This window comes from Nonomuraea sp. NEAU-A123, assembly GCF_018603905.1.
Classification (GTDB): domain Bacteria; phylum Actinomycetota; class Actinomycetes; order Streptosporangiales; family Streptosporangiaceae; genus Nonomuraea.
Map to the genome: position 1 here is coordinate 675,290 of NZ_JAHFZZ010000003.1, position 24,346 is coordinate 699,635.

General features: G+C 67.8%; 33 protein-coding genes. 21 read left to right on the forward strand and 12 right to left on the reverse strand.

Annotated features, from left to right (window positions below; genetic code table 11):
- Positions 1 to 87 precede the first annotated feature (87 nt).
- The 6 genes from KLK06_RS11545 to KLK06_RS11570 all read left to right on the forward strand — a co-directional run bounded on the left by KLK06_RS11545 (position 88) and on the right by KLK06_RS11570 (position 4,582).
- Positions 88 to 780: a GntR family transcriptional regulator gene (locus KLK06_RS11545; protein WP_214635344.1), complete on the forward strand. Its 693-nt coding sequence runs from the start codon at positions 88 to 90 to the stop codon at positions 778 to 780.
- A 73-nt stretch (positions 781 to 853) separates the two neighbouring features.
- Complete coding sequence (locus KLK06_RS11550; RefSeq protein WP_214635345.1) at positions 854 to 1,348, forward strand: VOC family protein; 495 nt, start codon at positions 854 to 856, stop codon at positions 1,346 to 1,348.
- 93 nt (positions 1,349 to 1,441) lie between these two features.
- Entirely contained in the window at positions 1,442 to 1,897 is a 456-nt protein-coding gene (locus KLK06_RS11555; RefSeq protein WP_308168198.1) for an excisionase family DNA-binding protein, read from the forward strand.
- A 2-nt stretch (positions 1,898 to 1,899) separates the two neighbouring features.
- Positions 1,900 to 2,454 (forward strand): PIN domain-containing protein, encoded by a 555-nt coding sequence (locus tag KLK06_RS11560; RefSeq protein ID WP_214635346.1) that lies wholly within the window; start codon positions 1,900 to 1,902, stop codon positions 2,452 to 2,454.
- A gap of 432 nt (positions 2,455 to 2,886) precedes the next feature.
- Complete coding sequence (locus tag KLK06_RS11565) at positions 2,887 to 3,738, forward strand: DUF72 domain-containing protein (protein WP_250905179.1); 852 nt, start codon at positions 2,887 to 2,889, stop codon at positions 3,736 to 3,738.
- A 178-nt stretch (positions 3,739 to 3,916) separates the two neighbouring features.
- Positions 3,917 to 4,582: a C39 family peptidase gene (locus tag KLK06_RS11570; RefSeq protein WP_214635347.1), complete on the forward strand. Its 666-nt coding sequence runs from the start codon at positions 3,917 to 3,919 to the stop codon at positions 4,580 to 4,582.
- Positions 4,583 to 4,631: 49 nt separating this feature from the next.
- On the opposite strand, the gene KLK06_RS11575 is transcribed toward KLK06_RS11570, so the two are convergent.
- Together KLK06_RS11575 and KLK06_RS11580 are read right to left on the reverse strand one after the other, a co-directional pair.
- Positions 4,632 to 5,825: a hypothetical protein gene (locus KLK06_RS11575; RefSeq protein WP_214635348.1), complete on the reverse strand. Its 1,194-nt coding sequence runs from the start codon at positions 5,823 to 5,825 to the stop codon at positions 4,632 to 4,634.
- A 122-nt stretch (positions 5,826 to 5,947) separates the two neighbouring features.
- Positions 5,948 to 6,202: a hypothetical protein gene (locus KLK06_RS11580; protein ID WP_214635349.1), complete on the reverse strand. Its 255-nt coding sequence runs from the start codon at positions 6,200 to 6,202 to the stop codon at positions 5,948 to 5,950.
- Positions 6,203 to 6,433: 231 nt separating this feature from the next.
- On the opposite strand from KLK06_RS11580, the gene KLK06_RS11585 reads away from it, so the two are divergent.
- Together KLK06_RS11585 and KLK06_RS11590 are read left to right on the forward strand one after the other, a co-directional pair.
- Positions 6,434 to 7,153 (forward strand): GNAT family N-acetyltransferase, encoded by a 720-nt coding sequence (locus tag KLK06_RS11585; RefSeq protein WP_214635350.1) that lies wholly within the window; start codon positions 6,434 to 6,436, stop codon positions 7,151 to 7,153.
- Positions 7,150 to 8,151, forward strand: a complete 1,002-nt coding sequence (locus KLK06_RS11590; RefSeq protein WP_214635351.1) for a 1-acyl-sn-glycerol-3-phosphate acyltransferase — start codon at positions 7,150 to 7,152, stop codon at positions 8,149 to 8,151. The genes KLK06_RS11585 and KLK06_RS11590 overlap by 4 nt, the downstream gene beginning before the upstream one ends.
- Here KLK06_RS11590 and KLK06_RS11595 read toward each other — a convergent pair.
- The 3 genes from KLK06_RS11595 to KLK06_RS63020 all read right to left on the reverse strand — a co-directional run bounded on the left by KLK06_RS11595 (position 8,132) and on the right by KLK06_RS63020 (position 9,748).
- The gene (locus KLK06_RS11595; protein ID WP_214635352.1) at positions 8,132 to 8,383 is read right to left on the reverse strand and encodes a hypothetical protein; all 252 of its coding nucleotides are present in this window, start codon (positions 8,381 to 8,383) and stop codon (positions 8,132 to 8,134) included. The two genes, KLK06_RS11590 and KLK06_RS11595, sit on opposite strands and share 20 nt — an antisense overlap.
- Before the next feature lie 150 nt (positions 8,384 to 8,533).
- The gene (locus KLK06_RS11600; protein ID WP_214635353.1) at positions 8,534 to 9,391 is read right to left on the reverse strand and encodes a glycerophosphodiester phosphodiesterase family protein; all 858 of its coding nucleotides are present in this window, start codon (positions 9,389 to 9,391) and stop codon (positions 8,534 to 8,536) included.
- Between the two features lie 117 nt (positions 9,392 to 9,508).
- Positions 9,509 to 9,748 (reverse strand): chloramphenicol phosphotransferase CPT family protein, encoded by a 240-nt coding sequence (locus tag KLK06_RS63020; protein ID WP_214635354.1) that lies wholly within the window; start codon positions 9,746 to 9,748, stop codon positions 9,509 to 9,511.
- Between the two features lie 363 nt (positions 9,749 to 10,111).
- Between KLK06_RS63020 and KLK06_RS59765 the strand changes: the two genes are divergently transcribed.
- Positions 10,112 to 11,584, forward strand: coding sequence for a histidine kinase (locus tag KLK06_RS59765; protein WP_308168199.1), 1,473 nt, complete (start codon positions 10,112 to 10,114; stop codon positions 11,582 to 11,584).
- On the forward strand, positions 11,575 to 12,216 hold the full coding sequence (locus KLK06_RS11615; protein WP_308168200.1) for a response regulator transcription factor: 642 nt from the start codon (positions 11,575 to 11,577) through the stop codon (positions 12,214 to 12,216). Before KLK06_RS59765 ends, KLK06_RS11615 begins: the two co-directional genes overlap by 10 nt.
- Before the next feature lie 47 nt (positions 12,217 to 12,263).
- Here the strand turns inward: KLK06_RS11615 and KLK06_RS61390 are convergent, their stop codons facing one another.
- Positions 12,264 to 12,386, reverse strand: coding sequence for a hypothetical protein (locus tag KLK06_RS61390; protein ID WP_284734950.1), 123 nt, complete (start codon positions 12,384 to 12,386; stop codon positions 12,264 to 12,266).
- A 57-nt stretch (positions 12,387 to 12,443) separates the two neighbouring features.
- On the opposite strand from KLK06_RS61390, the gene KLK06_RS11620 reads away from it, so the two are divergent.
- The 5 genes from KLK06_RS11620 to KLK06_RS11640 all read left to right on the forward strand — a co-directional run bounded on the left by KLK06_RS11620 (position 12,444) and on the right by KLK06_RS11640 (position 15,810).
- Complete coding sequence (locus tag KLK06_RS11620) at positions 12,444 to 13,250, forward strand: MBL fold metallo-hydrolase (RefSeq protein WP_214635356.1); 807 nt, start codon at positions 12,444 to 12,446, stop codon at positions 13,248 to 13,250.
- Between the two features lie 64 nt (positions 13,251 to 13,314).
- Positions 13,315 to 13,914 (forward strand): PadR family transcriptional regulator, encoded by a 600-nt coding sequence (locus tag KLK06_RS11625; RefSeq protein ID WP_214635357.1) that lies wholly within the window; start codon positions 13,315 to 13,317, stop codon positions 13,912 to 13,914.
- 111 nt (positions 13,915 to 14,025) lie between these two features.
- Positions 14,026 to 14,403, forward strand: a complete 378-nt coding sequence (locus KLK06_RS11630) for an SgcJ/EcaC family oxidoreductase (protein ID WP_214635358.1) — start codon at positions 14,026 to 14,028, stop codon at positions 14,401 to 14,403.
- Positions 14,400 to 14,834: a hypothetical protein gene (locus KLK06_RS11635; protein WP_214635359.1), complete on the forward strand. Its 435-nt coding sequence runs from the start codon at positions 14,400 to 14,402 to the stop codon at positions 14,832 to 14,834. Before KLK06_RS11630 ends, KLK06_RS11635 begins: the two co-directional genes overlap by 4 nt.
- Before the next feature lie 10 nt (positions 14,835 to 14,844).
- On the forward strand, positions 14,845 to 15,810 hold the full coding sequence (locus tag KLK06_RS11640) for a GNAT family N-acetyltransferase (RefSeq protein WP_214635360.1): 966 nt from the start codon (positions 14,845 to 14,847) through the stop codon (positions 15,808 to 15,810).
- On the opposite strand, the gene KLK06_RS11645 is transcribed toward KLK06_RS11640, so the two are convergent.
- The 3 genes from KLK06_RS11645 to KLK06_RS11655 are packed head-to-tail and all read right to left on the reverse strand — an operon-like array spanning position 15,797 to position 18,524.
- Positions 15,797 to 16,183, reverse strand: coding sequence for a Rieske (2Fe-2S) protein (locus KLK06_RS11645; RefSeq protein ID WP_214635361.1), 387 nt, complete (start codon positions 16,181 to 16,183; stop codon positions 15,797 to 15,799). The two genes, KLK06_RS11640 and KLK06_RS11645, sit on opposite strands and share 14 nt — an antisense overlap.
- Before the next feature lie 38 nt (positions 16,184 to 16,221).
- Positions 16,222 to 17,793 (reverse strand): HAMP domain-containing sensor histidine kinase, encoded by a 1,572-nt coding sequence (locus tag KLK06_RS11650; protein WP_308168201.1) that lies wholly within the window; start codon positions 17,791 to 17,793, stop codon positions 16,222 to 16,224.
- A gap of 59 nt (positions 17,794 to 17,852) precedes the next feature.
- Positions 17,853 to 18,524, reverse strand: coding sequence for a response regulator transcription factor (locus KLK06_RS11655; RefSeq protein ID WP_214635362.1), 672 nt, complete (start codon positions 18,522 to 18,524; stop codon positions 17,853 to 17,855).
- A gap of 123 nt (positions 18,525 to 18,647) precedes the next feature.
- On the opposite strand from KLK06_RS11655, the gene KLK06_RS11660 reads away from it, so the two are divergent.
- Positions 18,648 to 19,091 (forward strand): hypothetical protein, encoded by a 444-nt coding sequence (locus KLK06_RS11660; protein ID WP_214635363.1) that lies wholly within the window; start codon positions 18,648 to 18,650, stop codon positions 19,089 to 19,091.
- A 48-nt stretch (positions 19,092 to 19,139) separates the two neighbouring features.
- On the opposite strand, the gene KLK06_RS11665 is transcribed toward KLK06_RS11660, so the two are convergent.
- Both KLK06_RS11665 and KLK06_RS11670 read right to left on the reverse strand, forming a co-directional pair.
- The gene (locus KLK06_RS11665; RefSeq protein WP_214635364.1) at positions 19,140 to 20,216 is read right to left on the reverse strand and encodes a hypothetical protein; all 1,077 of its coding nucleotides are present in this window, start codon (positions 20,214 to 20,216) and stop codon (positions 19,140 to 19,142) included.
- A 107-nt stretch (positions 20,217 to 20,323) separates the two neighbouring features.
- Positions 20,324 to 20,719: a hypothetical protein gene (locus tag KLK06_RS11670; protein WP_214635365.1), complete on the reverse strand. Its 396-nt coding sequence runs from the start codon at positions 20,717 to 20,719 to the stop codon at positions 20,324 to 20,326.
- Between the two features lie 264 nt (positions 20,720 to 20,983).
- Here KLK06_RS11670 and KLK06_RS11675 point away from each other — a divergent pair, with 264 nt between their 5' ends.
- The gene (locus tag KLK06_RS11675; protein WP_308168202.1) at positions 20,984 to 21,517 is read left to right on the forward strand and encodes a peptidylprolyl isomerase; all 534 of its coding nucleotides are present in this window, start codon (positions 20,984 to 20,986) and stop codon (positions 21,515 to 21,517) included.
- Positions 21,518 to 21,582: 65 nt separating this feature from the next.
- On the forward strand, positions 21,583 to 22,455 hold the full coding sequence (locus KLK06_RS11680) for a rhomboid family intramembrane serine protease (RefSeq protein ID WP_214635367.1): 873 nt from the start codon (positions 21,583 to 21,585) through the stop codon (positions 22,453 to 22,455).
- Between the two features lie 33 nt (positions 22,456 to 22,488).
- Here the strand turns inward: KLK06_RS11680 and KLK06_RS11685 are convergent, their stop codons facing one another.
- Positions 22,489 to 22,734: a cell division protein CrgA gene (locus KLK06_RS11685; RefSeq protein WP_214635368.1), complete on the reverse strand. Its 246-nt coding sequence runs from the start codon at positions 22,732 to 22,734 to the stop codon at positions 22,489 to 22,491.
- Positions 22,735 to 22,876: 142 nt separating this feature from the next.
- Here KLK06_RS11685 and KLK06_RS11690 point away from each other — a divergent pair, with 142 nt between their 5' ends.
- Genes KLK06_RS11690 through KLK06_RS11700 form a run of 3 tightly spaced genes read left to right on the forward strand, consistent with a single transcriptional unit; the run spans position 22,877 to position 24,211 of the window.
- A complete protein-coding gene (locus KLK06_RS11690; protein WP_214635369.1) occupies positions 22,877 to 23,482 on the forward strand; it encodes a class E sortase in 606 nt (201 codons plus the stop codon).
- A 1-nt stretch (position 23,483) separates the two neighbouring features.
- Positions 23,484 to 23,642, forward strand: a complete 159-nt coding sequence (locus tag KLK06_RS11695) for a hypothetical protein (RefSeq protein WP_214635370.1) — start codon at positions 23,484 to 23,486, stop codon at positions 23,640 to 23,642.
- The gene (locus KLK06_RS11700; RefSeq protein ID WP_214635371.1) at positions 23,639 to 24,211 is read left to right on the forward strand and encodes an aminodeoxychorismate/anthranilate synthase component II; all 573 of its coding nucleotides are present in this window, start codon (positions 23,639 to 23,641) and stop codon (positions 24,209 to 24,211) included. The genes KLK06_RS11695 and KLK06_RS11700 overlap by 4 nt, the downstream gene beginning before the upstream one ends.
- Positions 24,212 to 24,346 lie beyond the last annotated feature (135 nt).

The window sequence follows — 24,346 nt, forward strand, 5'->3', positions numbered from 1 at the left end:
CTGGGGTTGTGCCCGGCAGGGGCCGAAAATCGTACATCGTGCGTGATACGCTGCAGGAGATGATGTCCAGAGGCGTGGGGGGCAGTGATGGCCAGGGATCGGGTCGGCGCGGCCGGCAGATCGGCGGAGTCGATGATCGCCCCGTTGCCCAGCCGCCAGTCTCTGACTGACGACGTCTACGAGGCGATCAAGACCCTGATCATGGATCACGTCATCGCCCCGCAAGCCCGGTTGAGCATCGACCAGTTGGCCCGCGACCTGCGCGTTTCGTCGACTCCGATTCGCGAGGCACTGATCCGGCTGGAGTCGGAGGGCCTGGCCCGGAAGGAGGCGCTGCGCGGCTACACCACCACGCCGGTGCTGACGCCCGATGAGGTCAAGGAGCTGTTCGAGTTCCGTACTGTCATCGAGCCCTGGGCCGCGGCGAGAGCCGCACAGCGACGAGACGCCGCCAGTCTCGCCCGCCTCCAGGCCGAGGTGGACTCCGTCGACACGCTTCCGACCGGCGAGACCTACCAGGCATACCGCGAACTGGCCGGCCACGACGAGCGCTTCCACCGGCAGATCGCCGAACTGTCCGGCAACGACCAACTCCTACAGGCGTTTGTCCGGACACACTGCCACCTGCACCTGTTCCGCCAGCGCTACAGCACGAGGCTCGGGTCCGCCACCATCGCCGAGCACCAGGACATCACCGCCGCCATCGCGGCCGGCGACGCCGAGCTCGCACGAGCGGCGATGCTCACCCACCTGCGGCGAGCCCAGCAGCGCCTCACGTAGCAAAGTGGAACAAACCATTCCGTTCTGCTATATTGATAGAGGTCAACGGCCCTTGACGCAAAGGACGAACCTCATGGCAGCCAACCTTCCCCCTGCCCCCGAGGGGTACCACACCGTCACGCCTTGGATCGTCACCAAGGACACCGCCGGCCTCCTTGACTTCATCAAGGACGCGTTCGACGCCGAAGAGCTCGGCCGTGTTGAGGTGGACGGCGGCGCGATCGGCCACGCCGAGGCGCGGATCGGCGACTCCATCGTGATGATGTTCGACTCACCCTTCCCGATCGAGACCCCGGGACTGCTGCGGCTGTACGTGGCCGACGCGGACGCGGTCGTCGAACGCGCGGTGAAAGCCGGGGCCGGCGTCGTCACTCAGCCGACCGAGCTGTTCTGGGGCGAAAAGGTGGGCCGGGTACGCGACCCGCTGGGCAACATCTGGTGGATCCAGGAACGCGTCGCCGACCTGACCCCCGAACAGATCGGCGAACGGGCCGGCGACCCGAAGTACACCGAGGCCATGACCTACCTGCGGTCAACCCTCGGCCCCGCCCTTCCCGCACCCCAATAGCAGCGGTGACGTCGTCGACAATCGTGTCGCGCGAACTCTGCTTGTTGCGTTTGCTTCGTTTATTGCGGATACTGCGATGAGAGGGGGTAGCCAGTGGCAGACATCCAGGCAAAGCGTGTCGAGCCCGGAACCATCGACGCAGAGGTTGCTGGCCGCGCGGTACGCCGAATCAAGGACTATCTCATGAGGCATCCTGAGCAGACCGCCATCCCTGTCGCAGGGGAGCATGGCGGAGAGGATGCGTTGATCTTGCCTCGTCAGGCCGTGAGCCTGCTCGTCTTCGTACTTGCCCAGGCAGCGGAGGGGCGAGGCGTAACTGTCATACCGTCGAACGCTGAGCTGACCACCCAGCAGGCGGCGGACATGCTGAACGTCTCGCGCCCTTACCTGATCAAGCTTCTGGAGTCGGGGGAAATCCCCTTCCGGCTGGTAGGCAAGCACCGACGCGTTACCTACGAGGCACTCCAAGACTACAAGCGTCACGACGACGCCAGGCGCCGGACCGCCGCCGACGAACTTGGCGCACTGGGCCAAGAACTGGGCATTTAATCATGGCCTTCGTGGTGATCTACGACGCCAATGCACTCTATGGCAACACGCTGCGCGACCTGCTCATTCGCCTCGCCATGACGGGTCGCGTGCAGGCCAAATGGACCAACGAGATTCTCGGCGAGGTGCAGCGTAACCTTGCAGTCAACCGGCCGGACATCACGCAAGAGAAGCTGAACAAGCTTTGCCGCCTCATGAACTCGGCGGTCCGGGACTGCCTGGTAGAGGGTTATGAACCGCTTGTTGAGGGTTTGAAGCTCCCTGACCCCGATGATCGACATGTGCTAGCCGCAGCTATCAAGACGGGCGCGCAGGTAATCGTCACTTCCAACCTTAAGGACTTTCCCGCCGAGGACTTGGCCATATGGGGCGTAGAGGCCAAGTCTCCGGATGACTTCGTGCTCGATCAGATCGGCCTGGACGACCGGATCGTGTGGGCGTGTGTCCAGCAGATAGCGGACTCGCGAACCAACCCGCCGGAGACGATCGAGGATGTACTCGACGCCCTGGAAGCTGCGGGTCTCGTAGAGTCGGTCGCCGCGCTACGCGCTGGTTAGAGCACTCCGCTCAGGAGCCGGTTCGCGATGGCCACGCAGGCGATCATCAGGTCCGCTGGCACATGTCGATCTTTCACGCGATTGAGCTGTTCATCCATCGCGTCGTACGTCCGAGCCTTCGCCGAAGTCGCCGCCGCCTATGAGAGAGATCTGCCTGTCGCGGTGCCTGGGTGGATGAGGTCTCTGGCCGTGGATGGAGAGGTGCAAGCCCAGAAGAACGGGCTGTGGATCTGTGGCGGGCCGAAAGCGGCGTCGAGTTCGCCTACATAGCGGGCACGGCAGATTCTCGAAGGCTGCTTTAGACGGCGGACGGTGACCTCGGCGCCCCGGCTCGGGATCTCGGGAATGGCTGGTGGTGGATCGAGTGAGGCTTAGAAGCTACGCGCTGGTTGCAGTGATCGCGGCTTGAGCGAGCGCGGTAGCGTCGGGGTCATGCGGCTTCATGTGGGATGCGCGATGTGGACGCACGTGCCATGGCAGGGGCGCTTTCTGCCTCATCCACTTCCGCCCGGGGAACGCCTGCGCGCCTACGCGAGCTGGTGTAACGCGGTGGAGGGCAACACGACGTTCTACGCGACACCGGCGAGGAGCACGGTGGAGTCGTGGGCGCGGCAGACCGCGCCCGACTTCCGGTTCGTGGTCAAGCTGCCCAAGTCGATCACGCACGAGCGCCGACTTACCGGTATCGATGAGGAGCTCCGGTCGTTCCTGGAGGCAGTCGAGCCGCTCGAATCGCGAGTCCACGCCCTCTGGGTCCAGTTGCCGGGGTCGTTCGGTCCGACCGATCTCGGCACCCTGGCGGGCTTCTTTCGGCAGCTTCCCCGCTCCTACAGGTACGCCGTCGAAGTTCGGCACCGCGCGTTCTTCGATGACGCGCGATCCGTACGGCTGCTCGAAAGCGTTCTCTCCCGCGCTGAGGCCGAATGGGTCCCGTTCGACACCACCACCCTCTTCCAGAGCCCTCCGACCAGCGACGCCGAACGAGATGCGTGGACGAAGAAACCGCGCGTGCCCCGCCGGTCGTCCGCCCTTACTGACCGTCCGATCGTTCGCTACCTCGGCAGGGACGCCACAGCGCGTACGGTCGAAGGCTGGCGGCAATGGCTCGATACGGTCGTCGAATGGCTGCGCGAAGGGCGCTCGCCGACCGTGTTCGTGCATACTCCGGACAACGCCGACGCCCTCATGCTTGCCCGGCGGTTCCACGATGAGGTGCGGAGCCGGTTGCCCGAGATCGAGCCGCTGCCTGAGCCCATACCGAACGAGCCGCTGACCCTCTTCTGACCGCCGCGCCTCCGTCGTCGGTCAGCGCCGTCCCACGCGCCCCTTCCGTCCCGTCAGGCGCGATGGGCTGTTTGCGTAACTTTGGCCAGATCAACTACGGTCCTTGACCACTGTCAGCATTCATGTGCGGAGTGATCAAGTGAAGAAGTGTAAGACGGGAACCAGCATCGCCCTCACGATGGCAGCGACCGTGGGCGCCCTGCAGTTCACCGTTCTGACACCGGCGTATGCGTCCCCTACCCCCTCCCCGAGCGCGACCCCGACCCCGACCCCGACCGCAACGCCGTCTCCGACTGCCAGTGCGACGACCAAGGGGATCTTCACGCCGCCGCGCTACCAGCTCTCGCTCAAGGGGCAGCGGCAGCAGACGAACTACTACTGTGTGCCCGCCTCGTCATCGATGAGCCTGTCGAGCTTCGGCGTCAACGTCAGCCAGGCCACCCTGGCCAAGAAGATGAAGACCACGACGTCCGGCACCAAGGGCGCGAACGCCGTGCCGGTCATCAATTCCTACGTCAAGTCGCGCGGTTACAAGTACACGATCCCCACCGACGCGGACGGGAACCCCAGAGTGCTCATGAGCCGGGTGTCGGGGAACATCGGCGACCTGCACCGAGCGCCGGTGATCGCCGTGTGGATGGAGCAGTTGCCCTGGAACAAGGGCAAGGTCAAGGGCACCAAGATCGGCCACGCGATCATCGCCTACGGCTACGACAAGACCAAGGGCACGATCACCGTGTACGACCCGTGGAAGCCGACGGGCGGCTCCCACACCCTCAGCGCCTCGGCCCTGGCCAAGGTTCTCCAGCCGGGCGGCAACATGTACTACGTCTCCAAGCTCTGAGTGGAGCGGGCATCGCCGCGGGCCGGCAAGCGGACCGCGGCGATGCGGCTCAGCCTGTGTAGTCGGTGGTGTGGCTCTCGCCGTCCGGCCACAGGTACTTGCCGTTGTCGGCCGTCGAAAAAGCGCTGTTGCCGTCCCCTGTACGTGCCTGGACGAGATTGTCGCGCCACGTGGAGCCGCGCGCCGATCCGCCCCAGATATTGCCGTACAAGAAGCCGTACAACTGCTCCAGTTCGGCCGAGAAGATGTTGCCGGTGACGGTGATGTTGGTGGCATTGTCGGTGACGCCGATGCTCACGGCATAACCCCAGCCGGACACATAGTTGTTCGTGAACGAGATGTGGTCGTAGACGCCATCGCCCTGCAGGGCCAGGGCGTTGGTATTGCCCAAAGAGGCCAGGGTGTTGTGGTCGACGATCATGGGACCGCCATTGCCTTCACTCTGCGGGCCGATGCCGTCGTGGTGATAAACGTTATGCGACGTATCAGCCATGTCATGAATGTAATTGTTCGTCCAGGTCGACGGGCGGTCCGGGAAACCCGTCACCATCTCCAAACCCGCGTTGCCCCAGATGTCGTTGTGGTCCATGACCGCGACGGCTTCCTTCATCGTCGTGGCCAACTGCCAGGATTTGTCGAAAGGCGTGCCCGGCTTGGAGTGGGATGACGAGACGGTGCCGTCGTTGCCGGGCGGCATCGAATAGGAGTTGGGCTTGAGCGTCGAATACAGGAACTTGATGTTGTTGTCCGAGTAGATCTGAATGAGATTGTCATTGGGATCGGTGCCCTCGAACAAGCAGCCGACGAACGTAAGATTATCGCCGTAGATCGACACCTTCAACGCCAGGAAATGCTTGAAGGAGATGACGCTGTTGTCTGGATAGCGCAGCGTCAACGGCTTGCTGGCGCTCATGTTCGCGGCATAGTCGGTGAGGCTGCCCGGGTACGCGCCCAAGCCCAGTCCGCCGGCGTTGGCCGGCGTGTTGGCATAGCCGGTGTTCGAGAAGTCCGGCCAATACCCGGAACCATCGTTGGGCCGCGCATCGACGGCCGAGACGCTCGTTGCCGGTGCGGGCACCCGAGATTCGGCGCCGGCGCTGGAGGCGGATGCCATCAGCGCGGTCGCGGCCGCGACGGCGACGGTCGCCCGGATGAAACGGCTGAAGCGGATGACGGGAAAATGGCGGCGCTTGTATAAGGCGCCGCGAGATGATGTCTTGATGTCGCGCTCCGATGTAGTCAAGACCCCCGTGCGGCTCAGGAGTGGCCACGCGTGCACGGGACATTATCAATCTTCACAAGAGCCGTCAATATTCGCGTTCTGCGACTAGTCAAGTGCCAGCGGTAACGCCGCTTTCCCCAGCGCTATATGGATTTCACCCACGAACGAGCCTTGTTGATGGGCATCGCAAGCTCGTCCTGCACCAGGCGTACGGCTTCGTCTTCGTCGCCGCGCACCTTGAGCTGGCGCACGCGACCAGTGATGTCCATGGCTCGCATCGGATCCGTGTACTTGTGTATGCGTCGTTGCCGCATGACCCTGACCAGCTGCACCACCCAAACAATGATGAAGCCGATAAAGAGTCCGCAGAAGATGAGATGGATCGCCGTATCCAGCACGGAGTGATCATAAGATCGGCCGCCGTCTCCCAGAAGTTTCGGCGCGGGCATTCGCCCAGCTCGCACCGAAGCTTTGCCTTTTGACGAGATGACCGGGCGGCAGGCGTAGATCCGGGGAGACCGCCCGAGGTTCACCATGCGGACGCCTGGCTGCCCCCGATGGGAGACTCCACCGTCATTTCGGCATGTCGACATGGTCGCGAGACGCTTTCAGGGGAAGGACCCGCGCCCATGACGATCGCTCTTGACACCGGCCGCTACACCGTTGGCATGGCCACGAGCGCTGCCGACGTACAGGCCGCGCAACGGCTTCGACACCAGGTCTTCGGCGAGGAGATGGGGGCGCGGCTCGACAGCCCGGTCTCCGGCCTCGACGTGGACAGGTTCGACGCGTACTGCGACCACCTCCTGGTCCGCTACGACGACAAAGTGGTCGGCACCTACCGGCTGCTCCCCCCAGGGCGTATGGACCGGCTGTACGCCGACGCCGAATTCGAGCTGGCCAACCTCGCGCCCATCAGGAAGAACCTGGTCGAGGCAGGTCGCACCTGCGTACATCCCGATCACCGAGGCGGCGCGGTGGTCGGCCTGATGTGGGCGGGCATCGCGCGCTACATGGTGAACGGCGGTCACAAGTGGCTGGCCGGTTGCTGCTCGGTGCCCCTCGATGACCGGGGCGTGCTCGCGGCCGGTGTCGTCGAACGGGTGCCGCTGGGTCCAGTGGAGTACCGCGTGACGCCGCGCGACCCGTGGCGGCGGGGCCGGGGCGTGGCCGGTTCCGACCGGTTCGTGCCGCCGGCTCTTCTCCGCGGCTACCTGCGGCTGGGCTCCTGGGTGTGCGGGGCGCCCGCGCATGACCGTGACTTCGGCACCGCCGACTTCTTCGTCCTGCTCTCGATGGACAACGTGAACGCCCGCTACCTGCGGTACTTCCTCGGAGAGCCGCTGTGAGCGTCACCGCCGCCCGCCCCCTGGAGATCAACCCCTGGCTCCGGATGGGGCCGTGCTCCCCCGATGCCTGCGTGGAAGCCCCGGCCGCCGCCGTCGGCCACGTCCACCGGGTGGCGCGGCTCCTCGCGACCTTCCTCGTCCTGCTCGCGGGCCTCTCGATCTCCCTCGCCGCCTGTCGAGCCCGTACGGCCTGGCGGGCGGAGATCACGAAGATGTGGGCGAGGCTGCTGCTGCGCGCGCTCGGCATCAGGGTCGAGACCGCGGCTGACGTCGCGTTCTCCGCGGAGGTGGCGCCGGTCGCGCAGGGCGAAGGAGCTCTTCTCGTGGCCAACCACATCTCCTGGCTCGACCCGCTGGTCATGGCGGCGACGGTGCCGTCACGCCCGCTGGCCAAGCGGGAGATCGGTGAATGGCCGCTCATCCGTACGCTGGCGGCGGGCTCCGGCGCGCTGTTCATCGACAGGGAACGGCTCTCCGCCCTCCCGTCGGCCGTCGCGACGGTCGCGAACGCCCTCAGAGCGGGCGACACGGTGGTCGCGTTCCCCGAGGGCACGACGTGGTGCGGGCGCGGGATGGGGGAGTTCCGCCCGGCCGTCTTCCAGGCGGCGATCGACGCGGGTGCCGCGGTACGCCCGGCGGCGCTGCGCTACCGCGAGGGAGAGTCGACGTCGACCCGCGGCTGCTATGTCGGGGATGACTCGCTGCTCGCCTCCCTCCTGCGGGTGACCGCGACCCGGGGCCTGGTCGTCGAGGTGACCCTCTTCGCTCCCGTACGCCTCGCGCCCACCGGAAGACGGCACGAGGCCCGCACCGCGCTGGCCAGAATCGCCGAGGCCCACGTACGTAGCGGCGCCGTCGAGCGGGTCGCCGTCGACGCCCGGGTGCGCACCGGCGTCGTCGAGGAACGCGACGGCCGCGCGGGCTTCCCCGCGGCGCTCGCGCTGACCGGACCGGCCACCTGCCACTCCAGAAGCGCGATCATGCAAGTGGAAAGATGACCGTGATGTCCAGGCCGCCCTCCGCCCGCGCGACCGTGGCGATGTCCGCGTCGTGGGCGTTCACGGTGGCCCGCACGATGGACAGTGCGTTGGCGCCTGTCTCGGCCGCCGGGCTCATCGCGTGGATGCCGCGCTGCGGATCGCCGGACTTCTTCCGGCCCTCCGCGCCGCCCGCCGAAGCGCTGCGCACCGTATAAGCCGCATAAAAGGCCACATATTTTACGGCCGGCATGGGCCGGCCCCACCCGCCGCACGTGGCCCGGCTCCCTCCAGGGGAACGCTCCTCCGGTTCACGGGCTGAGCGCCGTGACGTGCGCATTCTTGACCCCGGCCACCCCCTGGTCGCCCGTCGTCACCGGACCACGGGCAACCAGGGGCCGTTCTATCGAGCCAAGGACGTGAGCGTGTCGGGCTTGTTGGTGATGATGCCGTCCACCCCATAGGTGAGCAGGCGGCGAATGACGTCGGGATTGTCCACCGTCCAGGCGAAGACCGCCATCCCCAGGCTGTGGACGCGCCGGACGTACTGCGCGGAGAGGTTGCCATACGGTGTGTTGATATGGCTGGCATAGGTCGTCAGCTTCGGTAGGTCCGCGACGGACGGGGTGCCGAGCAGGCCGATGGGCACCTCAGGCATGGCGCGGTGGAATGTCCGCATCGATGCCCAGCTGAACGACTGCACGATCAGCCGGCCGGGGCTAAGCCACGAGGTGTTGCGCCGCAGCTCGTCGGCCACGCGGCCTTCGATTCCCGGGTAGAGGGCGGGTTCCTTGACCTCCAGGAGCAGGCTGAGGCCGCTGCCGTCCATCTCGTGCAGCGTCTCTTCGAGGGTCGGCACAGGCTCGCCGTCGTACTTGTCGGCGAACCACGAGCCCGCGTCCAGCCTGCGGATCTCCGCGAGCGTGAAGTCCCCGACCCGCCAGGGTGCCCGGTCGGGGAAGATCCGTTCGACGTCCGTGGTGCGGGACAGCGTCGTGTCGTGCATCAGGACCAGCTCGTGGTCCTTGGTCTCCTGTACGTCGAGTTCGAACGAGTCGGCTCCCAGCTTCCCGGCCAGTTGGAAGGCGGTGATGGTGTTCTCGGGCGCGTACGCGGAGGCTCCGCGATGCGCGACGGCGGTGATGTCGTTAGCTTCGCGATGGGTGATGATCGTCGACGACGATCCGGCGGAGGCCGTGGGGGCTACGGCGGCGAGGGCGGCGAAGGAGATGACGACGATTGCTCCGAGTGGGCGGAACATGGGGCTCCTCGGGCTTGGGGAAGCAGCCGGCAATCCAAACTTGACAACCACGTGTGACGCGAAGTTGAGGGAAGGGCAACTCGCTGATGCCGGGAGGATGAGCATTCGGACACCGGGCTATCTCGTCAGATGGCCCCGCCCACGACGTGCTCCTGACGTTCCGGTGCGGCTTCGGGCAGCCGCTCCGGAGGGGTGTCGGTCGGGCCGACGGCGCAGTCGTACGGGATGCCGTGCGCGTGGACCGTGCGCAGGTGCCCTCTGGCCAGGCCGCGTCCGCTTCCTTTCCTCGGCGGCCTCCAGCGAGCAGCGCACCCCCACGAACAGCACATCGAGCCCGGCCGGCGCTGACCTCCACACGTGGATGAGATCGGGGAGGGCGACATCTCGTCGATGACCACATGGAGTCCCGATCTCGGCAGGACCTCGATCGATGGGTATGCGGCCTCCAGCATCCGGCGCCTTGCGGGCCCGTACTGGAACTCGACCATGGTTGCCCTCCGTGAGTGGACAAGTACTTGTCGTGACGGAAGCCTTCCCGGCTCAGCGGTCCGCCACGCCTGCCGCCCCCGCTTTGGCAGCACTCCGTCGATCCCCTGTGCGCAGGCTGGACGGCCAGGGTCGGCGTCGTCTTGCCCGCGCTGGAGGTGCCGTCGAATGTCGCGATGAGAGGTAGACCCAGCACTACTGCCTGCCCGCCCACCAGCGGATACCGTCGATCGCGTGTTGACGAGGACCGCGCTGGAAGCGCTGACTCAGCGGCCGCCGGCCTTCCTGCGGTCCGCCTGGCCGTGGCGCTCATTGGCGTACCTGCTGGCCGGTGCGGCTCCGGGCCTCGTGGTGTTCGCCGTCGTGGCGAACGGGGTGCTCTTCCGCCTGCCTCTGGTGGTGATCGCTGTCGTGCTGGCCGTGGTGGTGCTGGGCAAGCCCCTGGTGACCCGGTTCGAGCGACTGCGGCTGCGGCTGGTGGACGGCGCCCCGCTGCCGGAGACGCCCGACCGGGGCAGGCGGGAGATGGTGCTGACCCTCGTCACGGTGTTCGGGCTGTGGTGGATCGACCTGGTGGTGGTCGGGTTCACCACCGGCGGGCCGGTTGTCCTGATCCTGTCTCCTGTCGTCCAGCCCGACACGACCGGGCTCGTCGCCGGGGTGGCCGCGCTGGCGGGGGTGCTGCTGCTGCCGGTGGCCGCGTACACGATCACTGCCTGGGCCGGCGCCCGAGGCGCCATGGTCCGGGCGATGCTGGCCCCGCCCGAGCTGAACGAGGTGCTCAGGTCGCGCGCCCGGCTGGTCGACGCGTTCGAGGCCGAGCGCCGCAGGATCGAGCGCGACCTGCATGACGGCGCCCAGCAGCGGCTCGTCGCCCTGTCGATGACCCTCGGCCTGGCCAGGCTGGACCTCGCCGCCGACGACCCCGCCGGCAAGCTGATCGAGCGAGCCCACGACCAGGCCAAGCAGGCGCTGGCCGAGCTACGCGAGCTGATCAGGGGCGTACACCCGCAGGTGCTGACGGACCGCGGCCTGCCCGCGGCCGTACGCGACCTGGCCGGCCGCTCGCCCCTCCCCGTCGATGTGCACATCGACCTGACCCCCCACCCACCTGTCCGTAAGAAACCGTCATCCAACAAACCCGCGCCTGGGAGAGCGGCGTCCGGGGAGCTGTCACCCGAGGAGCTGGCGTCCGGGGGATCGGTGTTCGGGGAGTCGGCGTCTGGGAGAGCGGCGTCTGAGGAGTCGGTGTCCGGGGAGCTGTCACCCGAGGAGCCGGCGTTCGGGGGATCGGCGTCCGGGGGACCGGCACTCCAGAAAGCGGTACCCGAGAAGCCGGACACCGATCTGACCCGCCGCTCCCCCGCACGTGTGGGTGGGGCGGGCAACTCGCCAGCACCTGTCGGGGGCGATTCGCCGGTCAGGTTGCCTGTGGCCGTCGAGGCCACCGCCTACTACGTGGTCGCCGAGGCCCTGGCGAACGTCGCCAAGCACGCCCGGGCCACGAAAGTCACGATCAACGGTCACCTGGAGAAAGACAGGCTGGTCGTCGAGATCCACGACGACGGATGCGGCGGCGCCGACCCGGCCCGGGGGACCGGGCTCACCGGCCTGGCCGACAGGCTCGCCGTGGTCGGCGGGAGACTGTCTCTGTCCAGCCCGGTGGGCGGCCCGACCCTGATGCGAGTGGAGATCCCGTGCGCGTAGTGATCGCCGAGGACGCCGTCCTCCTGCGCGAGGGCCTGGCCGGGCTGCTCGAACGCTTCGGCCACACCGTCGTCGCCGCGGTAGGCGACGCGTTCGCGCTGGTCGAGGCCGTGACGGAGCACCGGCCCGACGCGGTGGTGACCGATGTGCGGATGCCACCCGGGTTCGCGGACGAGGGACTGCGGGCCGCGCTGGAGCTGCGCGGGAAGGATCCAGGGCTGGCCGTGCTGGTGCTCAGCCAGTACGTCGAGCAGACGTACGCGGCCGAGCTGCTCGACTCGGAAGGCGGGGCCGGCATCGGCTACCTGCTCAAGGATCGCATCGGTGACGTGCGCGAGTTCGTCGACGCGCTTGACCGGGTGGCGGCGGGTGGCACGGTCGTCGATCCCGAGGTGGTGCGCCAGCTGCTGAGACGCCGCCGCGATCCCCTCCAGCGGCTCACCCCGAGGGAGCAGGAGGTGCTCGCACTGATCGCTGAGGGCCGCTCGAACGCCTCGGTCGCACGGGAGCTGTTCGTCACCGAGGCCGCTGTGGCCAAGCACATCGCGGGCATCTTCACCAAACTGGACCTGCCACCGGCGGCCGACAACCACCGCCGAGTGCTGGCCGTACTGGCGTATCTGCGGGGTTGATCGGGCCGCGCCCTTGCGGGGTTGACCACGCGTGGTGCGGAGTTCGTTTACGCGGGCCTGATCGGGCCGCGCCCCTCCACCTGCCAGCCGAGCGCGCCGGCCCACCAGTCCGTCGCGAGCGCGTGCGGGTCTTCGGTGTCGACGATCATGGCTTGAAAGGCCCATGCCATGTCGCGATCCTAAGTAGAGTCCTAGCAGCGTCCCGACATGAGATTCAGGATCGAGCGATGAACGAGCAGTGGCGGGAAATCGGCGACCGGGTCTACGTCCGGCGCCACAAGTCATTCGACATGAACGTCGGCCTGATCGTCGGAGACGGCCACTGCTTAGTGCTCGACACGCGCGTGTCCCACCGCGAGGCCACCGACCTGATCGAGGCGATCAGGCGGATCACCGCCAGCCCGTGGACGGTCGTCAACACCCACTCCCACTTCGACCACTACTTTGGCAACGCGATGTTCCTGCCGGGTGAGATCTGGGGTCACTCCAGGTGCGCCGAGGAGATCGAGCTGCACGGCGAGCAGCAGCGGGCGACCTGGATCGAGCTCCTGCCCGCGGACCGGCGGGCGGAGCTGGAAGAGGTGGAGATCGTCCCACCTGACCACACGTTCACCTCCATGGCCACGCTCGACATCGGCGGCCGGGCCGTGCACCTGCGCCATTTCGGCCTCGGCCACAGCAGCAACGACATCGTCGCGCACGTGCCCGATGCCGGAGTGGTGTTCGCCGGTGACCTGATCGAAGAGGGCGCGCCGCCGGCCTTCGGCGACTCCTATCCGCTCGACTGGCCCGTCACGGTCGCCGCGATGCTGGCCGAGCTGCCCGAGCAGGTGATCGTGCCGGGGCACGGCGCGGTGGTCGATCGTGGCTTCGCCCTCGCCCAGCAGGCCGAGCTGGTCGCCGTGGCCGAGCTCGCCACCCGGGCGCACGTGGAGGGCCTGCGCGACCTCATCACCCGCTTCCCGTACCCGGAGGATGTGGCCAGGCAGGCCATCGAGCGAGCCTTCCTGCAGCTCGACAGCCAGCTGGCGTAGCCGAAGCCTGGACAGCCGTGCTGCCTCCTTCTATATTGCATATTGCACTATAGAAGGAGGCATCATGGCACGACGCCATGACCTGGTGGGGCTGACGGTGCTCGCCATGCTCTCGGTACGTGCCAGCCATCCCTACGAGCTGCACCGCTTCATCATCGACACGCACAAGGACTACGTGACCGGGCTGCCGCGCAGCCTCTACCACGCGGTCGAACGGCTGGCGAAGGACGAGCTGATCATCCCCGCGAAGACCGACCGCGAAGGCCGCCGGCCCGAGCGGACGGTCTACGAGATCACCGACGACGGCCGCCGGGAGCTGGCGACGAGACTGCACAGGCTGGTGGAGCAGCCGGACCCCGACCGGCGCACGCTGGTGGCCGCCGTATCCCTGCTCGGCGCGCTGGAGGTGCCCGACGCCAAGCGGGCCCTACGCACGCGTACGGCCTCCATCGAGGGGACGATCAGCGGGATCGACGCGCACCGGCGGGCGATGGCCGACAGCGGCCTGCCGGAGATCCTCATGCTCAAGCTGGAATGCGAGCAGGCTCTCTACACGGCCGAGCTGGCCTGGTTGCGCGACGTGCTCGACCGGCTGGACAAGGGCGAGCTCGACTGGACGGGCACGGTCAAGCAGTCGCTGATGGAGCAAGTGCTGGAAAGTTAAGTGGCCGCCGGGGTGCGCCAACACCCCAGCGGCCGGAAATCCGAACAAGGCGCCTGCCCTGTCCAGGACTCGCAGTCTCAGGATAGGCGCCGCGACGACAGGAGCTGTGCCATGTCCACTGAGATCAAGGACCTTCTCACCAGGCTCACCGAAGCCTGGAACTCCGGCGACGCCACGGCCTACGCCGAGCTGTTCACCGAGGACGCCGACTACATCACCTTCTTCGGCCTGCACCTCCAGGGCCGGGAGGCCATCGAGGTCACCCATCGGCAGCTCTTCAAGAGCCCCATCAAGCTGACCGGAGGCGGCGGCGAGCCGATCATCAAGCCGCTGGGAGACGGCGCCGCGCTGGTGATCTCCGGTGGCGGCTCGACCGTCGACGGGCGGCCCGACCCGAGCCGCGATTCGATCGTCACCTTCACCGCCGTCAGCACGCCCGACGGCTGGCGCTTCGCCTCGTTCCAGAACACCCGGGTGGGCCGGCCATGAAGCGGTCACTGCTGGCCGAGGTGTCCGGGGTGGTCGAGGCGCCGCCCGAACGGGTGCGCGAGTCACTGGTCAAGAGCCTGATCCCCAACGGCGTGCCCAACGGCATGCCCGGTGGAGTGTCGGGCGGAGTGCCGGGCGAGGGTCGGTTCACCGTCGAGGACTGGCCGGGCCACACCTTGACTGTCGAGGTCACCGACCGCTCGATCGCCTACCAGGGCGGCTGGTGGTATCGGGGCGAATGGTCGCACTCGGGGCACCCGCAGGGCACGCTCGTCGTCCACCAGGTCTACAACGTCGCCAAGCGGCTGCGCTGGGCCGTACCGCTGGCGAACCGGTTCTTCATCGGCTTCGACGAGGCCACTCGCGAGGGGTTCGCCAAGGGGCTTGCCCGGATAGGAGAGGACTTGGGGTGCTCCGTGCGCCTCGCTTAGGCTGCCGGCCATGAGTCTGGAATGGGCGCCCATGGACGAGGACGACGCCGAGCCGCTCGCCGAGCTGGCCGCCGCGATCGAGGCTGAGGATCGGACCGGAGAGCACTTCAGCCTCGAAGACGTCGTCGGACACCTGGCGAACCCGATGCTCGACCTGGCCGAGGGCACGCTCACGGCCAGGGACGGGCAGCGGCTGATCGCCTACGGCTACCTGCCGGTCAAGCAGGTACGCGACGGCGTGCACGCGATGTTCCTCCGCGCCGGCGTCCACCCCGCCTTCCGTGGGCGGGGACATGGTGGGCGGGTTCTCGACTGGGCGATCGAGGCGGCGCCGAAGCTGCATGAGCGGGCCTTCCCCGGCAAGGGGCTGGAACTTCAGACCGGAGTCCCGCAGGCGAACACCGCGGCGGCGGCGCTGCTCGAACGCAAGGGGTTCGCCGCCACGCGCTGGTTCTCCCAGATGCACCGCGACCTGTCGGGGGAGCCGCCCCAGGTGCGGGTGCCCGACGGAATCGACTTCGTCACGTACACGCCGGAATTCGAGGAGGGCGCCCGGCGGGTGCGCAACGAGTCGTTCCGCGACCACTGGGGCAGCGCACCGCACACCGCGGAGAGCTGGCGGCACAACATCACCGGCAGCCACGGCTTCCAGCCCGAATCGTCCTTCGTGGCCCGCGCGGGGGACGAGGCGGTCGCCATCGTGATGACTCATCACCACGAGGCGGCCACGGCCGCGACCGGCGTGCGTACGGCCTGGATCGACATCATCGGCACGCTGCGGGAGTGGCGCGGCAAGGGAGTGGCGGCCGGCCTGATCGCGCACGCGCTCGCCGCGTTCAAGGAGCAGGGGTACGACCGGGCGGGCCTGAGCGTCGACGCCGACAACCCCACGGGAGCTGTCGGCGTCTACACCCGCGCCGGGTTCGAGGTCTACCAGCGCGCTACGGCGTACTCGCTGACGATCACGCCAGCGTGATCTTGCCCTTCACCAGCTTGATCTTCTTGGGGGCGAGCGCACGCTTGGCCGGACCATGGACCACCTTGCCCGTGGTGGCGCTGAACTGGCTGCCGTGACACGGGCAATGGATCTTCCCGCCACTGACGCTGGCCACGGTGCAACCCTGGTGCGTGCAGATGGCGCTAAAGCACTTGAAGACGCCCTTCTTTGGGTGGGTGATCACGTACTTGCCCTTAACGATCTTTCCCTTGCCGACCGGGATGCTCTTGGCGCTGGCCAGAACCGGACCGGCGGCCTCCTCTTCCGCCTCGGCCGGTTGTGCGAACAGGAAAACGACTCCTGCTGCGCCCGCGGCGCCACCTCGGGTGATCAGTGCACGACGTGTGAGCATGATTGCCTCCTTCAACTATCCACACGGCTGAGAAGTGGCTAGTGGTTCAGGGGAAATCTTGCGATAAATCCGCCCTCTTCGGCGACGAGTGTGCCGCCGTGCAGCGACGCGATGTCCCGCGCGATCGGTAACCCGAGTCCGGCGCCGCCCACATCCCTGGCCCGCGCCTCGTCCAGCCTGGTGAAGCGGTCGAACACCGCCTCCCGCTGCCCCTCCGGGATCCCCGGCCCGTCGTCGAGCACGCGGAGCACGGCCTGGCCGTCCTCCTCGTGCACCCGCACCCGTACGACGGTCGCGGCGTGCCGTACCGCGTTGTCGACCAAGTTGGTCACCAGGCGGGCCAGGTGCGCGCGCGACCCCTGGAAGACCACGTCGGGCTCGACGTCCAGCTCCATCCGCAGTTCCGGCCGCCGCTTGATGCGCAGCGACTCCTCCGCCGCGACCTGGCCGAGATCGAGGTCGCCCGTACGCAGCGGCTCACCCGCGTCGAGCTTGGCCAGCAGGAGCAGGTCGGCCGCCAGCGACTGGAGACGGTTCACGTCGGCGAGCGCCTCGGCGGTCAGTTCGCTAGGTTCGGCCAGCTCCAGCCGGGCCCGCAGCGTGGCGATCGGGCTGCGCAGCTCGTGCGCCGCGTCGGCGACGAACCGCTTGTGCGTCTCGACGGCCGTCTCCAGCCGGTCGAGCGTGCCGTTCACGGTGGTCGCCAGGGCGGCGATCTCGTCGCCCGAACGGGGTACGGGCACCCGCTGGTGCAGGTCGCGGGCCGTGATGTCGGCCACCTTGGTCCTGATGGCCGCGACCGGGGCGAGCGCGCGGCCGACCGAGAACCAGGTCATGCCCGCCACCACGAGCAGCAGCGCGGGCACGCCGGGCAGGAGGGCGCCGTTGAGCGTCGCCAGCGCCTGGTCGGCACTGGCGAGCGAAGCCCTGGCCCAGAGCATCCCCGACCCGCTGGACGTCGACACGGGCATGCCCGCGACGGCGAATTCGCCGCCCTGCGCCCAGCTCTCCACCGGCAGCGCCTGCTCGGCGGTGACCACGACGTCCAGATCGGCCATCCGCACCGCAACACCCGACTCGGCCGTCCGCCCGGTCAGCATGTCGCTGTAGCTGCGGACCTTGCCGGTCGTGGGGGGTTCGCCGCAGGTGTCTTGGCCGGTCGTGAGGGCTTCGCTGGGTGTGCGGTCTGGGCTGGTCGCGGTGGCTTCGCTGGGCGCATGGACTGGGCTGGTCGTGGCGGGTTCGCTGCACATGCGGACCAGGTCGGTCGTGGCCGGTTCGGCGGGCGTGCTGACCCCGCTGGTCGTGGCCGGTTCGCCGAACGTGCGCACCTGGCCGGTCACGGCCTGGTGGGGTTCGACGCTCAGTGCGATGGTCTGCGCGTACGGCGCCGCGGCCACGACCTTCCTGGCCGCCTCCTCGTCCGCGCTGGTCAGCAGACTGCCCCGCAACGCCACCACAAGCACGACGGCGGCCAGCCCCAGCGCCACGGCCACCACCAGCGTCGCCGCCGCGGTCGCGCGCAGCCGCACGGACGCCAGCCCCATCGGCAGCCGTCCCGCGAGCCGCTCAGCGACCCATCCCGTCAGACGCCTCCACCGAAAAGCCACGCGATCCCGTCCTAAAGCCAGTCGGGCCCGGCCCGCGGCCAGGTGAGCGCGCCACGTGGTCATGCCGCCTCCAACCGGTACCCAGCGCCACGCACCGTCACCAAGGTCGTCCTCCCGAACGGTTGGTCGATCTTCCGGCGCAGCGCGCTGATGTACACCTCCACGATGTTCGGATCGCCGTCGTAGGCGAAGTCCCAAGCCTGTGCCAGCAGCTCACTCTTGGACACCACCTCACCGGCCCGCCGCGCCAGCCCATGAAGCACCGCGAACTCCTTCGGCGTCAGCGCGATCTGCACCTCCCCCCGGCGGCACCGCAACCCGGCCGGATCGACGACCAGGTCGCCGACCGTGATCGTCACCGGCCGCTCGTGCCCGCCCCTCCGTACCAGCGCGCGCAGCCTGGCCAGCAGCACCACGTACGAGAACGGCTTGGCGAGGTAGTCGTCCGCGCCCGTGTCGAGCGCCTCGGCCTCGTCGTAGATGCCGTCCTTGGCGGTGAGCATCATGATCGGTGTCCAGTTGCCCGCCTCGCGCAACCGGGAGCACACCGTGTAGCCGTTCAGCCTGGGCAGCATCACGTCGAGCACGATCACGTCGTACACGTTCTCCGAGGCCATCCAGAGCCCGTCGCGCCCGTCATAGGCCACGTCGACGGCGAACCCCTCGCCGGCCAGGCCGCCCTTGACCAAATCGGCCAGCCGCTGCTCGTCCTCCACCAATAGCACTCGCACACCGGCCAGAGTGCCGCACTTCACCTAAAGCCAACCTGAAGATCGTTTCGGCTGTCTTCAGGATCACTTCAGGTACGGCGGGTCAGGCTCGGGGCGTCCGATCGTTTCCAGCAAGGAGATTCCATGTTCAAGCGACGTCTCGCGGTACTCGGTGCGGTGGGCGTGCTCGTGCTCACGGCCCTGGGCGGATCCGCGATGGCCGACGAGGTCCCGTCGACGGCCCCGGGTGCCAAGGTGACGTGCACGACGAGCGACGGCAAATCCATCGCGTTCGCGCGGGCGGACGCCGTGGGAGTGCCCGGTGAGGTGTCGAAGGCAGAGGCGCCTGAGGGGATCGCGGTCACCCGTACCGAAGACGGCCAGGTCGAGATCAAGGAGGTCCCGGAGGGGGAGGTCTTGGAGGCGGTCCCGGCCATGCCCGCCACCCCTGTCGAGGGTGAGGGGTTCACCACCAGCGGTGGCGAGCCGACCGCCGCTGTGAAGCTGGAGAGGGGCACCGCCCAGAAGGCGGAGGACGGCAGCGCCCCGCTCGAGGCGATCACCATCAAGTGTGAGTCGTCGAAGTAAGTGAGGTCGCGCCCGCCGTAGCACCGGGGGTGTACGGCGGGCGCACGCTCATTCGGGGAACGACGGGTGCGGCCCCAGAGCCCAGTACTCGAACAGGCCGTGTCCCACCAGCCCGTCGTACTCGAAACGACCCACGGCGTCGACCATCCCCCACATCTTGGCCGCGTCGTCAGGCAGCGTGTACGTGACGCCCTGCACGACCGGCCCGGCACCCTGATACATCCCGTGCTTCCAGTCCGGCTCCAGGCCGTAACCGGTGCCGACCATGAGGTGGACCGGCAGCACGGGCGTGCAGCGCACGTCGAAGGCCTTGCCGCCCGGCGGTGAGAACGTGATCGTGGCCTCGACGACGTCACGGGTGCCGGGGGCGTAGACGGGGTGGTACTCGGGTCGGCCCAGGTACTCCTCCTCGCGCCCGTCGGACCAGACCCGGGTGGCCTCCTCCAGCACCCGGCGGCCCTTCTCGTCCTCCTGGACGATGCAGAGGATCGCATGGTCGTCGAACCTCATGGGCGCGTACAGCCAGTAGAAGGTGCCCGCGTTCTTCGTCTGGATGCCCGGCGGCTCGGGCTCGCCGACGGGCCTGATACCCCAGGAACGGTCGCGGGCGCCCTGCCACCGATCCGGGGTGACCGGTATGTCCACGTCGTCGATGCGGATGTGGCCGGACCAGAGCCCGGTCTGCGCCAGCCGGATGGAGTCGAAGATGACCCGCTCCTGCCAGCGGACGAAGTGCCGTGGCTCGAGCGTCGCCGGGATCGTGCCCTCCCAGGTGAGGTCGAAGGAGAGGCCATGCTCATTGGGCTCCAGGATGATCTGGAGCCGTTTGAGCCCTTCGATGACCTTCACCTGGAACGGGCCGATCTCGGTGTTCATCCGGTCGGCGCCGAGCTCGCGCGAGGCCCGGACGACGCGGTGCAGGTTCCCGTAGCGGACGCAGGCGAAGGCGTCGGTGACGCCCAGGTTCGGGTACTGGCCGGCGCCGACGAGCAGCATGAGCTCGTCGGTGCCCGCGTGGCAGTTGAAGTAGTAGCGGTCGTAGAAATTGCGGTCGGAGGTCGCCACGTGCCGCATGACCTGGGCCGCCTGGTGGATGGGGTAGTCGTCGAGCGGGGACAGCGCCATGCCGCTCGTTGTAGCAAGCGCTTGGTATAGGCGTCAACAGGGAAACGCACCCGAACGTGAAGGTGCGCCCCCCGCTCGATCGAGCGGGGGGCGCACCTTCGTGCAGATCATGACATCTTGCGCGATGTCTCGTCTGCCGTGTCGGTCACCGTGGACGCCATCCCTTCGGTGGTGCCCGCGGTCTTGTCCGCCGTGTCGCTGGCCCAGCGCGACGCGTCCGAGGCCGAGTCCTTCATGTGCTCGGTCCACTGCTGGGCGTTACGCCGGTAGAACAGATAACCGATCGTGCCCACAGCGAGACCCGTCATCAGGATCATGACCGGCCACTGCCGCGACCTGCGCGGTGTGGGGTCGATCTTGTCGGCCGCGGTGACCAGCATGGCGCTGACCTTGGGGGCGAGCTGATCCTCGACCCGATGCGCGGCCTCCTCGAGCCTCGGTGCCGCCCAGTAGCGGGCGTCTTCGATGCGATGGGCGGCGACCACCTTGGCCTGATCCGCCATCGGTGCCATTTGCCGGCCGGTTCGTACGGCCCGGGCCTTCATACGGCCCATCCACGTGTCTGGGACTACGATGACCACGCGGCGATTTCTGAGTGTCAGGGACACAACAACCTCCCCTGTCTTGATGAGGCCCCGAGCCTGACCTGCCCGTAGCGGGGCGGCTCAATCATGGCCGTCCATGGCAGGATGGCTCCCGAGGCCTTACGGCCGTCGTCATCAAATCAACACAAAACCAACCTTGTGCATAGAGGGGGCTACTGTCTCGTGGCCGAGAAACTGATCGCAAACCTGCAGACAAATCGTGGAAATATCAAGATAGAGCTCTTCCCCAACAAGGCTCCCAAGACGGTCCGCAACTTCGTCGAGCTCGCCGAAGGCGGCCGTGAGTGGACCCATCCGGGCACCGGCGAGAGGAGCACCGGCCGCTACTATGACGGCACGATCTTCCACCGGGTGATCCCAGGCTTCATGATCCAGGGTGGTGACCCGCTGGGCGAGGGCATCGGCGGCCCGGGCTACGACTTCGACGACGAGATCTACCCGGATCTCTACTTCAACCGCCCTTACCTGCTGGCCATGGCCAACGCCGGCATCCGGTTCGGCAAGGGCACCAACGGGTCGCAGTTCTTCGTCACGGTCGTGCCCACGCCGCATCTCAACGGCAAGCACACCATCTTCGGCGAGGTGATCGAGGGCCAGGACGTCGTCGACGCGATCGCCAAGACGCCGACCCAGCGCGACAAGCCGATCGACGAGGTGGTCCTGGAGTCGGTCACGATCGACCGCGTCCAGGGTTGACAGGGCGCACGGGGCGGGCTGTAGAGGCCAGCGCGGCAGCGTCGCGCAGGCCATAGGCTGCGGTCATGACCAGCCAGCCGCCCAGCCCGCCCCCGCAGCCCGAGCAGCCCGCGGAGGCCGTGCCGACGTGCTACCGGCACCCGGATAAAGAGACCTGGGTCCGTTGCCAGCGCTGTGAGCGCCCCATCTGTCCCGACTGCATGCGCGACGCCGCCGTGGGCTTCCAGTGCCCCGAGTGCGTGGCCGAGGGCAATCGAGGGCTACGCCAGGCACGGTCGGCCTTCGGCGGCACCGTGGTCGCCACCCCATACGTGACGTATGTGCTCCTGGCCCTCAACGTGCTCGTCTTCGGCGCCCAATACCTGACGGGCAACGTGGTCACCGCCGAGCTGGCCATGCGGCCGTACGACGTCGCCGCGCAGGGTGAGTATTACCGGCTGCTCACCTCGGCGTTCGTACACGGCGGGGTCTTCCACATCCTGTTCAACTGCTGGGCGCTCTACGTCGTCGGCCCCTACCTGGAGCGGGCCTTCGGGCACACCCGCTACCTGGGCATCTACCTGGTCAGCGCGCTGGGCGGCTCGGTGCTCGGCTACTGGCTCGACCCGCTCGACAACTTCACGGTGGGCGCGTCGGCGGCGATCTTCGGCCTGTTCGGCGCCATGTTCGTCGTGGGGCGCAGGCTGAACATGGACGTACGCGGCATCGCCGTGCTGATCGTGATCAACCTAGTGATCACCTTCGTGGTCCCAGGCATCAGCTGGACCGGCCACATCGGTGGACTGATCACCGGATCGGCCCTGGCCGGGGCCCTGGCCTACGCTCCCAAGAGCAACAGGACCCTCTGGCAGGTGCTGACGATCGTGGGAGCGCTGGCCATCCTCGTCGTGCTCGTGGCCGTCAGATCCTCGGCCCTCTTGAGCGGCGTCGCGGGCTGACTTCCCCAGGGTGTGGAAAAACTGTGGAAAAAACTAACGCCAGCGGGTGGAAAGCACCACCCCGAAGATGATGAAAACAAACCCGATCAGCAGATTCCAGTTGTGGAGATCGCCGATGAAGGGTGCGCCGGGAGCCACGTAGTAGATGGCTATCCACAGGATGCCGATGATCCACGACACCACCATGGTGGGCGCCAGCCAGCGGGGGCTGACCGTGACCTGCTGGGACTTCTGCGGCGGCGTGTAAACCGCCTTCTTGCGAGCCTTGGACTTGGGCACTGGAAACTCCTGCTGGGCGCCTGGGCATCCGGATTGTCCGCAGGCTATTCGTTGAGCGTAGTTGAAGCGTGCCCAGGATAGTCGCCACGCGCACGAGATGGCGATCCCCGGCCGTCGGTTGGGGCGCGCATACGCTGAGTGAGTGAGGGCCGTGCTGCGGGCCGCGGGGGAGCTGAGCATCACCGCGGGCCTGATCCTGTTGTTGTTCTGCGCCTACCTGCTCTGGGGGACGGGCGTCTACACCCAGCGCATGCAGGTGCAGTTGCAGCAGGAGCTGGGGGAGAAACATGCGCTCCCGAAGATCGAGCTGGGCCGGGCCGTGGCCATGCTGCGCATCCCGAAGTTCGGGCGCGATTACCACTACGCCGTGGTGGAGGGCGTGGACACCGAGCATCTGAAGAAGGGCCCGGGCCACTACCCCGGCACCGCCCTCCCCGGACAGATCGGAAATTTCGTCGTATCGGGGCACCGGACCACGTATTTGGCGCCGTTCAATCGGATCGACGAGCTCAAACGCGACGACGAGATCATCATCGACGCCGCTGAGGCCCGCTACACCTACCGGGTGACCTCGCAGGACATCGTGGAGCCCGATGAGGTGGACGTGCTCAGCCCGGTGCCCGGCAAGCCCGACAGCAGGCCCACCAGAGCCTTCATCACGCTGTCGACCTGCCACCCCGAATACTCCGCCGCCCAGCGGCTCATCGTGTCCGGCGTGCTGAAGAAGACCGAACTCAGGAAGGAATGACATGTACGGATGGCTCTGGCGCAGCCTGCCGGGCGGCACGGGCGCCAAGCTGCTGGCGGCCGCCGTCCTGGTCGCCGTGGCGGTGGCCGTACTCTGGTATGCCGTGTTCCCGCTTCTCGAACCCGCGGTGACGCTCGACGAGGTGACCGTACGGAAATGACCCGCGTGCTGGTCGTGGACAACCATGACAGCTTCGTCCACACCATCGTCCAATACCTGCGCGAGCTGGGCGCCACGTGTGAGGTGCGCCCGCGCGACGACGTCCGCGTGGGCGACGCCGACGGCTTCGACGGCGTCCTGGTGAGCCCGGGCCCCGGCACGCCGGAGGCGGCGGGCGTGAGCGTCCCCCTGGTGCGTTACGCGGCCCTGCGCGGCCTGCCGCTGCTCGGGGTCTGCCTCGGACACCAGGCGATCGGCCTGGCCTACGGTGCCACCGTGTCGCGGGCGCCCGAGCTCGTCCACGGCCGGACCAGCGCGGTGTCGCACGACGGGCTCGGGGTGTTCGCCGGGCTCCCCTCGCCGGTGCGGATGACCCGCTACCACTCCCTGGCCGTACGGCCCGACACGGTGCCCGCCGAGCTCGGCGTGACGGCACGCACCACCGACGGCGTCATCATGGGGCTGCGGCACCGCACAGCGCCCATCGAGGGCGTGCAGTTCCATCCCGAGTCCGTGCTGTCTGAGTATGGCCACCAACTGCTCGGCAACTGGCTGCGCGGGATCGTGTAACACTCACCCGCCGCCGGACGACAGACAGATGAGCGTCCCCGCCGTTGCCCCCGAGCGGCGGGGGCGCTCTTTTGCGTGCCCACCCCCTGACGCGCCAGGGCCGCCCTCCCGGTGCGGGAGGGCGGCCCTGGCGGG

Bases quoted from the DNA above. Each gene is read 5' to 3' on its own strand.
- KLK06_RS11630 (WP_214635358.1), top strand. From the start codon at position 14,026: ATGTCCACTGAGATCAAGGACCTTCTCACCAGGCTCACCGAAGCCTGG.
- KLK06_RS11640 (WP_214635360.1), top strand. From the start codon at position 14,845: ATGAGTCTGGAATGGGCGCCCATGGACGAGGACGACGCCGAGCCGCTC.
- KLK06_RS11670 (WP_214635365.1), bottom strand. From the start codon at position 20,719: ATGGCGGATCAGGCCAAGGTGGTCGCCGCCCATCGCATCGAAGACGCC.
- KLK06_RS11645 (WP_214635361.1), bottom strand. From the start codon at position 16,183: ATGCTCACACGTCGTGCACTGATCACCCGAGGTGGCGCCGCGGGCGCA.
- KLK06_RS61390 (WP_284734950.1), bottom strand. From the start codon at position 12,386: ATGGCATGGGCCTTTCAAGCCATGATCGTCGACACCGAAGACCCGCAC.
- KLK06_RS11545 (WP_214635344.1), top strand. From the start codon at position 88: ATGGCCAGGGATCGGGTCGGCGCGGCCGGCAGATCGGCGGAGTCGATG.
- KLK06_RS11620 (WP_214635356.1), top strand. From the start codon at position 12,444: ATGAACGAGCAGTGGCGGGAAATCGGCGACCGGGTCTACGTCCGGCGC.
- KLK06_RS11700 (WP_214635371.1), top strand. From the start codon at position 23,639: ATGACCCGCGTGCTGGTCGTGGACAACCATGACAGCTTCGTCCACACC.
- KLK06_RS11660 (WP_214635363.1), top strand. From the start codon at position 18,648: ATGTTCAAGCGACGTCTCGCGGTACTCGGTGCGGTGGGCGTGCTCGTG.
- KLK06_RS11595 (WP_214635352.1), bottom strand. From the start codon at position 8,383: ATGCCGGCCGTAAAATATGTGGCCTTTTATGCGGCTTATACGGTGCGC.
- KLK06_RS11600 (WP_214635353.1), bottom strand. From the start codon at position 9,391: ATGTTCCGCCCACTCGGAGCAATCGTCGTCATCTCCTTCGCCGCCCTC.
- KLK06_RS11570 (WP_214635347.1), top strand. From the start codon at position 3,917: ATGGCAGCGACCGTGGGCGCCCTGCAGTTCACCGTTCTGACACCGGCG.
- KLK06_RS11680 (WP_214635367.1), top strand. From the start codon at position 21,583: ATGACCAGCCAGCCGCCCAGCCCGCCCCCGCAGCCCGAGCAGCCCGCG.
- KLK06_RS11565 (WP_250905179.1), top strand. From the start codon at position 2,887: ATGCGGCTTCATGTGGGATGCGCGATGTGGACGCACGTGCCATGGCAG.
- KLK06_RS11560 (WP_214635346.1), top strand. From the start codon at position 1,900: ATGGCCTTCGTGGTGATCTACGACGCCAATGCACTCTATGGCAACACG.
- KLK06_RS11695 (WP_214635370.1), top strand. From the start codon at position 23,484: ATGTACGGATGGCTCTGGCGCAGCCTGCCGGGCGGCACGGGCGCCAAG.
- KLK06_RS11635 (WP_214635359.1), top strand. From the start codon at position 14,400: ATGAAGCGGTCACTGCTGGCCGAGGTGTCCGGGGTGGTCGAGGCGCCG.
- KLK06_RS11625 (WP_214635357.1), top strand. From the start codon at position 13,315: ATGGCACGACGCCATGACCTGGTGGGGCTGACGGTGCTCGCCATGCTC.
- KLK06_RS11550 (WP_214635345.1), top strand. From the start codon at position 854: ATGGCAGCCAACCTTCCCCCTGCCCCCGAGGGGTACCACACCGTCACG.
- KLK06_RS11585 (WP_214635350.1), top strand. From the start codon at position 6,434: ATGACGATCGCTCTTGACACCGGCCGCTACACCGTTGGCATGGCCACG.
- KLK06_RS11665 (WP_214635364.1), bottom strand. From the start codon at position 20,216: ATGGCGCTGTCCCCGCTCGACGACTACCCCATCCACCAGGCGGCCCAG.